At 74.0% G+C, this 12,761-nt stretch carries 10 protein-coding genes, 1 pseudogene and 1 riboswitch; of the genes and pseudogenes, 2 read left to right on the top strand and 9 right to left on the bottom strand.

Annotation, left to right across the window (positions count from 1 at the left end):
* Positions 1-120: 120 nt before the first annotated feature.
* Positions 121-1,431, bottom strand: coding sequence for an MBL fold metallo-hydrolase (locus IE271_RS22305; protein ID WP_190192165.1), 1,311 nt, complete (start codon positions 1,429-1,431; stop codon positions 121-123).
* Between the two features lie 269 nt (positions 1,432-1,700).
* Between IE271_RS22305 and IE271_RS22300 the strand changes: the two genes are divergently transcribed.
* Positions 1,701-2,327 carry a TetR/AcrR family transcriptional regulator gene (locus IE271_RS22300; RefSeq protein WP_229919489.1) on the top strand — a complete coding sequence of 209 codons (627 nt, stop codon included), beginning with the start codon at positions 1,701-1,703 and terminating at the stop codon, positions 2,325-2,327.
* A 160-nt stretch (positions 2,328-2,487) separates the two neighbouring features.
* On the opposite strand, the gene IE271_RS22295 is transcribed toward IE271_RS22300, so the two are convergent.
* From IE271_RS22295 to IE271_RS22285, 3 genes are all read right to left on the bottom strand, one after another.
* Positions 2,488-3,273, bottom strand: a complete 786-nt coding sequence (locus tag IE271_RS22295; protein WP_190192253.1) for an SGNH/GDSL hydrolase family protein — start codon at positions 3,271-3,273, stop codon at positions 2,488-2,490.
* Between the two features lie 255 nt (positions 3,274-3,528).
* A complete protein-coding gene (locus tag IE271_RS22290) occupies positions 3,529-4,467 on the bottom strand; it encodes a M23 family metallopeptidase (protein WP_190192164.1) in 939 nt (312 codons plus the stop codon).
* A 4-nt stretch (positions 4,468-4,471) separates the two neighbouring features.
* Positions 4,472-4,636, bottom strand: a riboswitch (cyclic di-AMP (ydaO/yuaA leader).
* Positions 4,637-4,931: 295 nt separating this feature from the next.
* The gene (locus IE271_RS22285; protein WP_190192163.1) at positions 4,932-7,037 is read right to left on the bottom strand and encodes an alpha-galactosidase; all 2,106 of its coding nucleotides are present in this window, start codon (positions 7,035-7,037) and stop codon (positions 4,932-4,934) included.
* Between the two features lie 214 nt (positions 7,038-7,251).
* Here IE271_RS22285 and IE271_RS22280 point away from each other — a divergent pair, with 214 nt between their 5' ends.
* The gene (locus IE271_RS22280) at positions 7,252-8,049 is read left to right on the top strand and encodes a tyrosine-protein phosphatase (protein ID WP_190192162.1); all 798 of its coding nucleotides are present in this window, start codon (positions 7,252-7,254) and stop codon (positions 8,047-8,049) included.
* 128 nt (positions 8,050-8,177) lie between these two features.
* Here IE271_RS22280 and IE271_RS22275 read toward each other — a convergent pair whose 3' ends face one another.
* The 5 genes and pseudogenes from IE271_RS22275 to IE271_RS22255 all read right to left on the bottom strand — a co-directional run.
* Complete coding sequence (locus tag IE271_RS22275) at positions 8,178-8,294, bottom strand: DUF6126 family protein (protein ID WP_190192252.1); 117 nt, start codon at positions 8,292-8,294, stop codon at positions 8,178-8,180.
* Between the two features lie 47 nt (positions 8,295-8,341).
* Positions 8,342-8,995: a helix-turn-helix domain-containing protein gene (locus tag IE271_RS22270; RefSeq protein ID WP_190192161.1), complete on the bottom strand. Its 654-nt coding sequence runs from the start codon at positions 8,993-8,995 to the stop codon at positions 8,342-8,344.
* A gap of 168 nt (positions 8,996-9,163) precedes the next feature.
* Positions 9,164-10,564: an aspartate aminotransferase family protein gene (locus IE271_RS22265; protein WP_190192160.1), complete on the bottom strand. Its 1,401-nt coding sequence runs from the start codon at positions 10,562-10,564 to the stop codon at positions 9,164-9,166.
* Positions 10,561-12,480 (bottom strand): 1-deoxy-D-xylulose-5-phosphate synthase, encoded by a 1,920-nt coding sequence (dxs, locus tag IE271_RS22260; protein ID WP_190192159.1) that lies wholly within the window; start codon positions 12,478-12,480, stop codon positions 10,561-10,563. The genes IE271_RS22265 and dxs overlap by 4 nt, the downstream gene beginning before the upstream one ends.
* Before the next feature lie 55 nt (positions 12,481-12,535).
* Positions 12,536-12,761, bottom strand: a pseudogene (locus IE271_RS22255) (flavodoxin-dependent (E)-4-hydroxy-3-methylbut-2-enyl-diphosphate synthase); the annotation flags it as partial.

The raw sequence follows: 12,761 nt of genomic DNA, 5'->3' as shown, positions 1-12,761 counted from the left end.
CTCGCTCCGGAGTCACCACGAGCCGGTCAGAGCTGGTCGGAAGCGGTCACGGACAAAAGGCGAGGGCCGAGGAGCAGGTGGCTCCTCGGCCCTCGCCGCCGGGCGGAACGCCCGTGCGCGTCAGCTCGCCGGGACGGTCTCCGCCGCGCCGGTGCCGTCGGCACCGTCCCCCGGGACGTCACTGTCCGTCCTCCCGCCGACGGCCGCGGGCGCGGGCGCGGGCGCGTCGGCCTCCCGCGCGGAGCCGGCGTCCCCGGCGGCGGCCTGCGACGTCGCGGCCTCGGCCAGCGGCCCGGTGCCGGGCCAGCCGCCCTTCGGCGCCAGGGCCACGCCGCGCCACCACGGCTCGGCCGGTACCGCCTCGGCCGCGGGCTCGAAGGGCTCGCCCGGACGCGGCAGCGCGACGCGCGCGCCGGCCGCGCGGGCGGCGGCGACGGTGCCCTCGCCGGGCTCGGCCCAGGCGTGCGGCGCCAGGTTGAAGGTCGCCCAGTGGATCGGCAGCATCGGCCCGGCGCCGACGGCGTCCCCGCCCTGGAGGTCCACGTGCGCCCGCATGCCCTCCTCGGGCGTCATGTGGATGTCCGGCCAGTACTCGCTGTACGCGCCGATCTGGATCATCGTGACGTCGAAGGGGCCGTACTCCGCGCCGATGTCCTGGAAGCCCTTGAAGTAGCCGGTGTCACCGCTGTGGTAGATCCGGTGGGTGTCGCCGGCGACGGCCCAGGAGGCCCACAGGGTGTGCTGGGTGTTGCGCAGGCCGCGGCCGCAGAAGTGGCGCGCGGGGGCGGCGGTGAGCGACAGCCCGCCGACCTTCGTCGACTCGTGCCAGTCCAGTTCGCGCAGCCGGTCCGCGGGCACGCCCCAGTGCTCCAGGTGCGCGCCGACGCCGAGCGGCACCGCGAAGAGGGTGTCCGTGCCCGCCAGCGCCTTGATGGTGGGCATGTCGAGGTGGTCGTAGTGGTCGTGCGAGATGACGACCACGTCGACCGGGCCGAGGGCGGCCAGCGGCACCGGCACCGGGTGCAGCCGCTTGGGCCCGGCGAAGGCGAACGGCGAGCAGCGCTCGCCCCAGACCGGGTCGAACAGGACCCGGTGCCCGTCGATCTCGGCGAGCACGCTGGAGTGGCCCATCCACGTGATGCGCAGCCCGGTCGCCGGCGGCCCGGCCAGGTCGGCGAGGGTGGTGCTGTGCACCGGCACCCGGCCGGCCGGGGCGCGGCGGGCGCGCTCCTCCTTGCCGAGGTAGGTCTTCGCGAGTTCCACCCTGGAGCCGACCGGCCCGGTCCGCGCCCTTTCCGGATTCCGGAAGACACCGTCCGCGAAGTGGGGTGATCTGCGGATGCGCGCCAGGCGCTCCCCGCTCGGGTCCGCGCCGAAGGCGGCGGGCTGCAGCGCCTGGAGCCCGGAGCGCAGGGAACGGAAACCGGTCACGGTACCTCCTGAGAGTTTCGGTCAGGTATGCCATTGTCGTCGAGGCCGCCGCACGGCGCCGGGTCGGGCGCGTGACGGTCCCGTGTCCGCGACGGTCCGCCGCGCGGAACGGCACATGGACCGCCCCCGGGGTAGGACGCCCGCGCGCCAGGGGGAGTTGAGCGTTCCGCAGTCCGCTCCCGCGTTGACCAGTCGTTCAGTACGGGCCCGCCGGGGGCCGTCGTGCGCCCGTAGCGCGGCGGAACCCCGCGAAGGACTAGGGTTGCGGCGTGGCGAGAGTGCGGTTGAGCGTGGCGGAGCGGCGCGAGGCGCTGCTGCGGGCGGCCATCGGGCAGATCGAGGCACGGGGTGTGGCGGCGGTGCGGATCGCCGACGTCGCCGCGGCCCTCGGCGTCAGCAACGCCCTGGTGCTCTACCACTTCTCGACCAAGGAGAAGCTGGTCGCCGCCGCCTTCGCGCACGCGGCCGAGGGCGACCTCGCGCGGCTGCGCAAGCTGCTGGGCCGCCGCACGACCGCGCTGCGCAGGCTGCGGGCGGCGGTGCGCTGGTACGCGCCGACCGGCCAGGCCAAGGGCTGGCGGCTGTGGATCGAGGGCTGGGCGGCGGCCCTGCGCGAGCCCGTGCTGCGGGACGTCGCCCGCGACCTGGACCGGCAGTGGAAGGCGGCGCTCACGGAGGTCGTCGCGGAGGGCGTGGCGGCGGGCGAGTTCCGGTGCCCGGACCCGGCGGGGGCGGCACTGCGCCTCACGGCCCTGCTGGACGGGCTCGCCGTGCAGATGACGGCCTACCCGGGCGCGATCTCGCGGGCCCGGGCGCAGGAGTGGGCGGACGACGCCCTGGCCCGCGAACTGGGCCTGGACCGGGCGGCGTTGACGGCCTCCGCCGGGCCGCGCTGAGGCCGTCCGGCGGGCCGCGCCGGAACCGCCCGCCGGGGTGCGGCGGAACCGCCGCACCCCGGTGCTGCGCGCACGGGCCGCGCGGTCCGGGTGTCCCGCGCGGCCGCGCCCTCCGGCGCCCCGCGTCCGCCGATGCCGGTGCCGGTGCCGGTGCCGATGATCAGGCAACGGGGGCGATCCTGCTCCTGATGTCCTCCGGGGACAGGGTCCCCTTGGCCACGACGTGGTCGCCGGAGGACTGGCCGCGCAGCCGCCGGCCGATCCACGGCACCAGGTGCTCCCGCGCCCACTGGATGTCGTCCCGCCGCACCTCGAAGGTGCCGCGGGGCGGCAGCGCCGGCCACGGCTGCTCGGGGTCGGCCGGCACGTCGAGGCCGAGGACCTGGCCGGCCCGCAGGGCGACCCGGGTGTGCCCCTCGGGCGACAGGTGCAGCCGGTCGCTGTCCCAGGCCCGCCGGTCCCGGACGCTGCGCAGGGACCACAGGTCGAGCACGGGGCAGCCGTACCGGTCGGCGATGGCCCGCACGTGCCCGTTGTACGTGGCGATCTTGCCGCGCAGGTGCTTCAGGACGGGGGTGTCACGGGTGTCGAAGCCGGTGGTCACCATGACCGTGCCGGCGGCGGAGGCGAGCGAGGCGACCGCCCGCTCGAAGCGCTCCGCGACCTCGTCGGGGTCGGTGCCGGGCCGGATGATGTCGTTGCCGCCGGCGCAGAAGGACACCAGGTCCGGGGCCATCTCCCGGGCGCGCGGGAGCTGGTCGGCAACGATCTGGTCGAGCAGTTTCCCGCGGACGGCGAGGTTGGTGTACTCGAAGGTCCCCTCGGGACGCCGGTCCGCCAGGAGCACCGCGAAGCGGTCCGCCCAGCCGACGAGCGCCCCGTCGGGCCCGGGGTCACCGACTCCCTCGGTGAAGCTGTCCCCCACCGCCACGTACGACCCGATCACTACTGCCTTGTTGTCTCTCTTCGAATCGTCTGCCACGTCGACTCACTATTCACCTTCGGATGTGAGCTACGCGACCGTAGGAAGGGGTTGACGAACGGTGAGATAGGCCACGGGTCAAGTGTTGGTCAACTTCGGAATACGCGGGTGGGCCCGCGACAGTACGCCGAAGGCCGGACCCCGGGGTGCGGGGTCCGGCCTTCGGGTGCTGTCCGTCGGGCCGCGCGCGGGCGGGTGCCCGCGGTGCGCGGCGGGGCGTCAGAGGCTGACGCCGTGGGAGCGGAGGTAGGCCACCGGGTCCACGTCGGAGCCGTAGTCCGGCGTGGTGCGGATCTCGAAGTGCAGGTGCGGCCCGGTCACGTTGCCGGTCGCCCCGGACAGACCTATCCGCTGGCCCTCGGTCACGGTCTGGCCGGCCGAGACGGAGAGCTGCGAGAGGTGGGCGTACTGGGCGTAGTGGCCGTCGCCGAGCTTGATGACGACCTGGTTGCCGTACGCGCCGCCCCAGCCGGCGGAGACGACCGTGCCCGCGGCGACGGCCTTGAGGGAGGTGCCGGTCGGGACGACGAAGTCGGTGCCGGTGTGGTAGCCGCTGGACCACATGCTGCCGGAGGTGTGGTAGGCGGTGCCGACGGTGGCGCCGTCCACGGGCAGGGTGTAGCCGCTGCCGCTGGTCCGCGACGTGGCGGCGGCCTCGTCGGCCGCGGTCCCGCTCCGCGCGGACGACGACTGCGACGAGGACGCGGTGGTGTCCGACGGCTTGGAGGACTTCGTCGACCCGGAGGACTCCGACGACTCGGCCGACCCGGACGACCCGGTGGTAGCGCCGGCGGAGGACTTGCCCGCGAGGGACAGCTTCAGGCCCGGGTGGATGAGCGACGGGTCGCCGCCGACGGCCTCGCGGTTGTCCGCGTAGAGCTTCTTCCAGCCGCCGCTGACGTGCTGCTCCTCGGCGATCTTCGACAGGTAGTCGCCCGACTTCACGGTGTACGTGGCCGACGCGGTCCGCGTGGCGGCGGAGGCGGACCCGGCGGCGTGGGCGGGGGCCGCCTGGACGGCGCTCTGCGGCGTGGCCGCCTGGGCGCCGGCCGCCCCGAGCAGGGGCAGGGCGAGCGCGGCCCCACCGGTTCCGGCGAGCGCGAGCGAACCGGTCAGGCGCAGGGACTTGGGACGGCGGTGCTTACCCTTTGCGGGCATGGCGAATTCCTCTCCGGCGCCTGCGAGGTGAGCTGTCGGGTGCGGACTGGAGATGCCCGGCCGCGCTGTCGCACGGCTTTACCCCGAGCCTGTTCCGGGAACCGGGCCAGGCGTCGTACCTGTGGTTCCCCCGCTCCTGCCGTGACGGGTGAGTGGGTGAAACTCCAGGCGGCGGCAGGATTAGGCGTCCGCCCGGGCTGCAGGGAACGTAAGCGAACGGGACGCGCGCCGACAACCGCCCGGTTCCGCTTCCGCGCCATTCCCTTGATCCTCTCCGGAAATCCCGGTCACCCTCCGTGGATTAAGGATCTTTTCTTTTCCGCAATTCCCCTTTTCCACCACGAGAATTACGTGAACATGGCGGCAACGGACGGTCACCGATATGACGCTGCTCACGAGCCCTCTCCTCAAGCAGCCTCATTCCGGTACCAGCTGGAACGAAGGCGCCAATCGGGACAGACTTCTCAGATGCGACGGAGGCGGAAAACTGCCGCGTCCAGGTCTCCCCGCAGCCCCGTCCGCAGCCCGTGGTGCGCCAGGACGGCCCCCCGGTACGTCTCGCCGGTCTCACGGCACGCGTACGCCGCGGCCGGATCGAGCCCGCGCAGCCGCAGCGGGGCGGCCGGCTCCCCGTAGTGCTGCGCCTGGAGCCAGGCCAGCACGACCACGTCGTCCCCGAGCACGTACTGCACCGCGCTCGAACCGCCCTGCGGGGCCCTGAGCCGGTGGAGGTCCCCGCGCTGCACGACCGGCCTGATCTCCTTGTAGAGCGCCACCCACTCCCGCGCCTCGGCCAGCTCCCGCGGGGTCCACCGCGTCAGGTCGCCGCCCACGCCGAGCACGCCGGCCATGGCGCTCACGAAACGGAACCGCAGGGAGCTGACCCGCCCGTTGAGCTGCGTGTTGGGGCTGTCGGTGACCCAGGCGGCCATGACCCGCGCCGGGTGCACCTGGGAGAAGCCGTGCTGGATGGCGAGCCGGTCGAGCGGGTCGGTGTTGTCCGAGGTCCACACCTGGTCGGTGCGCGCCAGGACGCCGAGGTCGATCCGGCCGCCGCCGCCCGAGCAGGACTCGAAGGCCACCCCCGGGTGCGCGGCCCGGAGGCGGTCCACCAGCCGGTACAGGGCGCGCACGTGGTCCACCCACAGCCGCTGCGGATACGGCTCGCCCGGCCATCCGGGGTCGGTGAAGCTGCGGTTGAAGTCCCATTTCACGTAGTCGATCGGCGCACTGGACAGCAGGGTGTCGAGCCGCTCCCACAGGTACTCCTGGACGTCCTCGCGCGCCAGGTTGAGCACGAGCTGGTTGCGGAGCTCCGTCCGGGTCCGGCCGGTCCTGGACTGCACCCAGTCGGGGTGCGCCCGGTACAGGTCGCTGTCCGGGTTGACCATCTCCGGCTCGACCCAGATGCCGAACCCCATGCCCAGCGCGTGCACCTCGTCGGCGAGCGGCTTCAGGCCGTGCGGGAAGCGGTCGGGGTGGGGCGTCCAGTCGCCGAGCCCGGCCCGGTCGCTGGTGCGCGACCCGAACCAGCCGTCGTCGACCACGAACAGCTCGACGCCCAGCTCCGCGGCCCGGTGCGCGAGCGCCCGCTGCTGCTCCTCGGAGATGCCGAAGCCGGTGGCCTCCCAGGAGTTGTAGAGCACGGGCCGGTCCCGGTCCGCGTCGGGGATCACGTGCGCCCGCTGGTAGGCGTGCCAGGCGCGGCTCGCCCCGCCGAAGCCGCCGTCGCTCCACAGGCCGGCGAGGACGGGCGTGACGAAGGACTCGCCCGGCTCCAGGCGCAGCAGGCCCGAGTCGTCGTGCCCGGCGCCGCCGGTGATCTGCACGCGCGCGTCGGGCAGCTGCGCGACGGCGATGCGCCAGCTGCCCGACCAGGCGAGCGCGCACGTGTACACCTCGCCGCGCTCCTCGGTCGCGTCCGTGTCGAGCGCTACCCAGGGCAGGTGGTCGTGCCCGGTGTGCCCGCGCCGGCTGCCGATCACCTGCTCGCCGTACGTGAGGTCCGAGCGCGCCAGGCGGGACTCCGCCGCCCAGCGCCCGTGCAGCTGGGACAGCCGCCAGCCCTCGCGCCACGGCAGCGTGAACGTCGCGGAGTCGGCGCGCAGCACCTCCAGGGCGGGGCCGTCGTTGGTGAGCGCGACCCACCTCTCGAGGACGTCGCCGCGCATCCGGTAGTGCAGCGCGATACCGAGCCCGCCGTCGCGGAAGCGCAGCCGCAGCGTGTCCCCGCCGGCCCCTCCCCCGTCCGCGCCGTCCGCGCCGCTCTCCACGTCGTACGCCTCGAAGCGCCACTCGGTGCCGCGGACCTCGTCCGTGCGCACGGACAGCGCGGGGCGCGTGAAGCGGGGGCCGCCCTCGACCGGGTACTCCTCGCGCCCGTCGAGCGGGGACTCGAACGAACCCGTCTCCGGGAGGGGCACGGCGGCCAGCGCCCCGGCGTCGGCGAGCGTGATCCGCGGCCCCCAGTGCAGGTGCAGCAGCTCGTCGCGGTCGGTGAGCCGCAGGGCGTAGCCGCTCGCGGGTCCCGTCAGGAGCCACGTCCGGCCGTCCGCACCGATCTCGATCACTCAGGCCCCCCACAGATACGAACAGGCATGATCACGTACCAACATCATCAGGGGTGGCGCACTCCCGGGCAATGCCGTGCGCGCCCCGCCGCCCGCCTGCCGCACCCTGCCGCGCCGGCGCTCCGGCACGGATGATTGCCCGTGGAATCCATGTCGTATCGTCGGGTCGCGCCCCGCCGGCGAGGTGCCGACGGCCCTGTGGGAGGAGCCCTTCGTGACACAGCAGATCCCTTCGACCGAGCCCGAGCTGACCGGTGTGCGCAACTTCCGCGACGTGGGCGGGCTGCCGACCGCGGACGGCCGGCGCGTGGCGCGCGGACGGCTGTTCCGCAGCGGCCACCTCGCGCACGCCACGGCGGAGGATGCCGCGTTCCTGGCCTCGCTGGGCCTGCACACGGTCTTCGACTTCCGCAACGCGGCGGACAAGCGGCTGGAGGGTCCCGACGTCGAGCTGCCGGGCGTGCGGAACGTGAACCTGCCGCTGTCGGACCCGGCGGACGGCGCCGAGTTCTGGCGGATGGTGCGTGACGGGGACATCGAGCAGCTGCGGTCGATCCTGGCGGACGGCAAGGGCGCGGACCGCATGATCGCCTCGTACCGGACGATCATTACCGAGCGCACCGCCGAGCACGGGCGGGTGCTGCGCGCGCTCGCCGAGGACAGCGTGCCCGCGCTCATGCACTGCGCGGCGGGCAAGGACCGCGCGGGGCTGTCGATCGCCGTGACGCTGCTCGCCCTCGGCGTGGAGCGCGAGGCCATCGAGGCGGACTACCTGGAGTCGAACGCGACGCACCGCCGCTACAAGGTGCACCGCAGCAGCACGGCACAGGACGCCCGCTCGCCCGAGGTGATGGAGCTGCTGAGCCCGCTGTTCGACGCACGGGCCGAGTACCTGGCCGCCGCCTTCGGGACGATCGAGGAGACCTGGGGCGGCGTGGACCCGTACCTGGAGCGGGGCCTCGGCGTCACGCCCGAGGTGCGGGAGCGGCTGCGCGAGCGCTTCCTCGACTGACGCGGCCCGCGGCCGGTCCGGGTCGTGCACGACCCGGACCGCGCACGACCCGGCCCGCACCGGACCCGGCCCGCGGCGGACCGGGGCGCACAGCGCCCGGCCGTCTCCCCGGCCGGGGCACCCGGCTCCTACTGGTTCTGGGCGCCCAGCTCGAACAGCAGGTAGACGAAGGCCGCGAACAGGTGGCCCACGGCGACGTAGATGATCAGCCGCACCCACAGGGCGCGCGGGAACTTCTCCTCCATGGACCGGCGGGCGGGCCGGGGCGTGGTCTGGGGCTGGGGGTTGTCGGTCACGACGTCTCTCCCGGGGTTCGGTGCCCGGCCGCGGGGCCGAGGCACAGCGCGGCGGCGGGGCTCTGCAAGAGGGTGTGGACGAAGAGGAGGTCGGCGCCGTCCTCGTCGGCGGCGGCGATGCGGTGCGGGGTCAGCGAGTCGAAGTGGGCGCTGTCGCCGGGCGCGAGCACGTGCGCGGTGTCGCCGAGGCGCAGCCGCAGCCGGCCGCGCAGCACGTGGAGCCACTCCTCGCCGGGGTGGACGCGGACGATGTCGCCCTGCGCCCCGTGCGGGACGTGGACGCGCAGCGCCTGCATGCCGCGCCCGGCGGACCCGGCCTGCCAGTACGTCCAGCCGCCCGCGCGCGTGGGCTCCATGTCGGCGGCGCGCACGACGGCGTCCCGCTCGGCGGCCGTCTCGCCGAGCAGCTCCGAGACGGTCGTGCCGTAGACGCGGGCCAGCGAGAGCAGCACGGGCAGCGAGGGCTGGCGCTGCCCGGTCTCCAGGCGCGAGAGGTGGGCGGGCGACAGCCCGGCGGTGCGGGCGGCGGCCTCCAGGGTGAGCCCGGCGCGCCGCCGCAGCTCACGCAGTTGCGGCGCGACGGCGGGCAGCGCGTCGTCGGTTCCTGGTTCCGGCGGCGGCTCGGCCGTCCCCGGTCGGGCAGGGCTCATACCTTGATTCAGCCAGAGGTTTGCCTCGGAGGCAAATTCCTTGCCTGAGAGGCAAAGAGTCACGGGAGCCTTCTGCCCCGCGGGTCCCGGCGGCCGTCCGGCCCGTCCTCGGGAGCGGTTCTCCGCAAGCCGTCCGCCCCGCCCGGCGGCGGGGCGGCGCCCGTCCGGTCAGCGGTTGGCGACCGCCTGCTTCACCAGTGTCCTCCCGAAGTCCCACATGAGGCCACCGCCGCTGTGCGCGTCGTCCATCACAGCGGTGAACGCCGTCACGAACCGGTCCACGTCCGCGTCGTCGATCACCAGCGGCGGGATCAGCTTGATCACCTCCAGGTGGTCGCCGGAGACCTGGGTGAGGATGCGGTGGCGCTGGAGCAGCGGGACGACCACCATCTGCGCGAACAGGCCCTTGCGGGCCGCCTGCAGCACGGTCCAGCGGCTGCGCAGCTTCAGCGACCTCGGCCGCCCGAACTCGATGCCGATCATCAGGCCCCGGCCGCGCACCTCGCTCAGCAGCTCGTACTCGTCCACGAGCGCCGCGAGCCGGGACTTCAGCCGCTCGCCGGTCGCCCGGGCGCGGGCGACGGTCTCCTCGTTCTCCATGACCGAGAGCACGGCGAGCCCGGCGGCCATGGCCTGGGCGTTGGCGCCGAAGCTCGCGGAATGGACCAGGACCCGGTCCATGGACGAGTAGACCTTCTTGAAGATCCAGTCCCGGCCCAGGGTGGCGCCGACCGGGACGTAGCCGCCGGAGAGCGCCTTGGCCACGCACACCAGGTCCGGCTCGACGCCGTCCTCGTGCTGGTAGGCGTAGAAGTCACCGGTCCGGCCGAGGCCCGTCTGCACCTCGTCGGCGATGAGCAGCGCCTTGTGCCGGTGCAGCAGCTCCTGCGCGGCCCGCAGGTAGCCGGGCGGGCTCTCGTACACCCCCTTGCCCTGGATCGGCTCGACGATCAGGGCGGCGACGTCGCCCTTCCTCAGCTCCCGGGCCAGCGCGTCGAGGTCGCCGAGCGGAACGGCCGTGTCCGGCAGCAGCGGCGCGAAGCCGTCCCGGAAGCCGTCCTCGCCGTTGACCGAGAGGGAGCCGGTGGTCAGGCCGTGGAAGGCGTGTGCGCAGTACAGCACGCGCGGCCGGCCGGTGGCGAACCGCGCGAACTTCAGCGCCGTCTCGACCGCCTCGGTGCCGCTGTTTCCGAAGAAGACCCGGTCCAGGTGGGGGCTGTGGGCGAGCAGCCGCTCGGCGAGCAGCCCGGGCAGCGGCTGGCAGTCGAAGCGGGTGAGGTCGGCGAGCGAGGCGTCGAGGACGTCGTGCAGCGCCCTGCGGACCACGGGGTGGTGGCGGCCGAGCCCCATCACCCCGAAGCCGGCGAGCATGTCCAGGTAGTCGTTGCCGTCCGCGTCGAAGAAGTGCGCGCCCTCGGCCCGTTCGTAGACCTTGTCGAAGCCGATGGTGTGCAGCATGCGCGGGAGCTGGTGGTTCAGGTACCTGGCGTGCAGCTCGTAGCGCTCGGCGCCGCGCTCGGCCAGCAGGGCGGCGAGGTCGAACTCCTGCTTTCCGGAAGGGCCCGTCATACGTCTTTCTCCTCGCTCTTCTCCTCGGTCCTCTCCTTGGACGCGCGCTCCCGGACGGCCGGGGCGGCGCCGATCCGCCCGGCGATCTCGACGGGCGTGAGCCCGATGTCGGCCAGTACCTCCGCGCGCTTGGCGTGCGCGAGGAACTGCTCGGGAATGCCGAAGCGCCGTACGGGCACGTCGACGTCGGCGTCGCCCAGCGCCAGGGCGACCGCGGAGCCGACCCCGGCGGCCCGGCTGTTGTCCTCGACGACCGCCACCATGCGGTGTTCGGCGGCGAGTGCGGGCAGCTCCGGGTCCACGGGCTTGACCCAGCGCGGGTCCACGACCGTGCAGCCGATGCCGCGCGCCCGGAGCAGGTCGGCGGCCTGCAGGCAGACGGACGCCATCACGCCGACCGCGACGAGCAGCACCCGGGGCTCCTCGTCGCGGCTGAGGACGTCCATGCCGCCCACCCGGCCGACGGCGGGCAGCTCGGGCCCCACGGACTCCTTGGGGAAGCGGATCAGCGTCGGCGCGTCGTCGACGTCGACGGCCTCGCGCAGCTGGGCGCGCAGCTGCGCGGCGTCGCGCGGGGCGGCGATCCTGAGGCCGGGCACGACCTGGAGGACCGACAGGTCCCACACGCCGTTGTGGGAGGCGCCGTCGGCACCGGTCACCCCGGCCCGGTCCAGGACGAAGGTGACGCCGCACCGGTGCAGGGCGACGTCCATGAGGAGCTGGTCGAAGGCGCGGTTGAGGAAGGTGGCGTAGACGGCGACGACGGGGTGCAGGCCGCCGGTGGCCAGGCCCGCCGCGCAGACCGCCGCGTGCTGCTCGGCTATGCCGACGTCCCAGACGCGGTCGGGGAAGCGTTCGGCGAACCTCCCCAGGCCCACCGGGTGCAGCATGGCCGCCGTGAGCGCCACGACGTCCGCCCGCTCCTGGCCGATGCGCACGATCTCGTCGCCGAAGACCGAGGTCCAGGACGGGCCGCCGGCCGGCGCCAGCGGCTCGCAGGTGCGCGGGTCCATGGCGCCGACGGCGTGGAAGCGGTCCTCCTCGTGCGCGAGCGCGGGACCGTAGCCGCGGCCCTTCTCGGTGAGGCAGTGCACGATGACGGGGCCGCCGAACCGCTTGGCGCGCCGCAGCGCCGACTCGACGGCCCCGACGTCGTGCCCGTCGACGGGCCCCAGGTACTTCAGGCCCAGGTCCTCGAACATGCCCTGCGGCGCGAAGGCGTCCTTGAACCCCTTCTTCGCGCCGTGCAGCGACTCGTAGAGGGGTCCGCCGACGACGGGCGTGCGCCTGAGCACGTCCTTGCCCCAGGCGAGGACCCTCTCGTAGCCGTCGGTGGTGCGCAGCGTCGCGAGGTGGTCCGCCAGGCCGCCGATGGTCGGGGCGTACGAGCGCGCGTTGTCGTTGACCACGATGATCAGCGGCTGGTCGCGGGCGGCGGCGATGTTGTTCAGCGCCTCCCAGGCCATGCCGCCGGTCAGCGCGCCGTCCCCGACGACCGCGACGACGTGGCCCGTGCCGCCCCGCACCCGGCGGGCCTTGGCGAGCCCGTCCGCCCAGCCGAGCGCGGTGGAGGCGTGGCTGTTCTCGACGACGTCGTGCTCGGACTCCTCGCGCGAGGGGTAGCCGGACAGGCCGCCCTTGCCGCGCAGCTTGGAGAAGTCCTGCCGGCCGGTGAGCAGTTTGTGCACGTAGCTCTGGTGGCCGGTGTCCCACAGGACGCGGTCGACGGGCGAGTCGAAGACCCGGTGCAGGGCGACGGTCAGCTCCACCACCCCCAGGTTGGGCCCGAGGTGACCGCCGGTCCGGGCGACCGCCCGCACCAGGAACTCCCGGATCTCGCCCGTCAGTGCGCCGATGTCGGCGCCGGACAGTTTCTTGAGGTCGCGCGGCTCCCTGACGGTCTCCAGAATCGTCACGCTCGGGCCCCCTCTCGGTCGTGCTTCCCTCGGACCGCGGCACTCGGGCGGTGGCTCATCCCGCCGTGGTGACGCGTGGGGCGCCGGGCGCGACGCCGTCCTTCTCCATCTCCTCGGCGATCCTCATCGCCTCCTCGATCAGCGTTTCCACGATCCTCGACTCCGGCACCGTCTTCACGACCCGGCCCTTGACGAAGATCTGGCCCTTGCCGTTGCCGGAGGCCACGCCCAGGTCGGCCTCGCGGGCCTCGCCCGGACCGTTGACCACGCAGCCCATCACC

This window comes from Streptomyces minutiscleroticus (assembly GCF_014650875.1).
Lineage (GTDB): Bacteria > Actinomycetota > Actinomycetes > Streptomycetales > Streptomycetaceae > Streptomyces > Streptomyces minutiscleroticus.
This window is presented reverse-complemented; position numbering and strand designations above follow the sequence as displayed.

Coding starts and splice junctions, on each gene's coding strand:
- IE271_RS22290 (WP_190192164.1), bottom strand. CDS start 4,467: ATGCCCGCAAAGGGTAAGCACCGCCGTCCCAAGTCCCTGCGCCTGACC.
- IE271_RS22275 (WP_190192252.1), bottom strand. CDS start 8,294: ATGGAGGAGAAGTTCCCGCGCGCCCTGTGGGTGCGGCTGATCATCTAC.
- IE271_RS22270 (WP_190192161.1), bottom strand. CDS start 8,995: ATGAGCCCTGCCCGACCGGGGACGGCCGAGCCGCCGCCGGAACCAGGA.
- IE271_RS22265 (WP_190192160.1), bottom strand. CDS start 10,564: ATGACGGGCCCTTCCGGAAAGCAGGAGTTCGACCTCGCCGCCCTGCTG.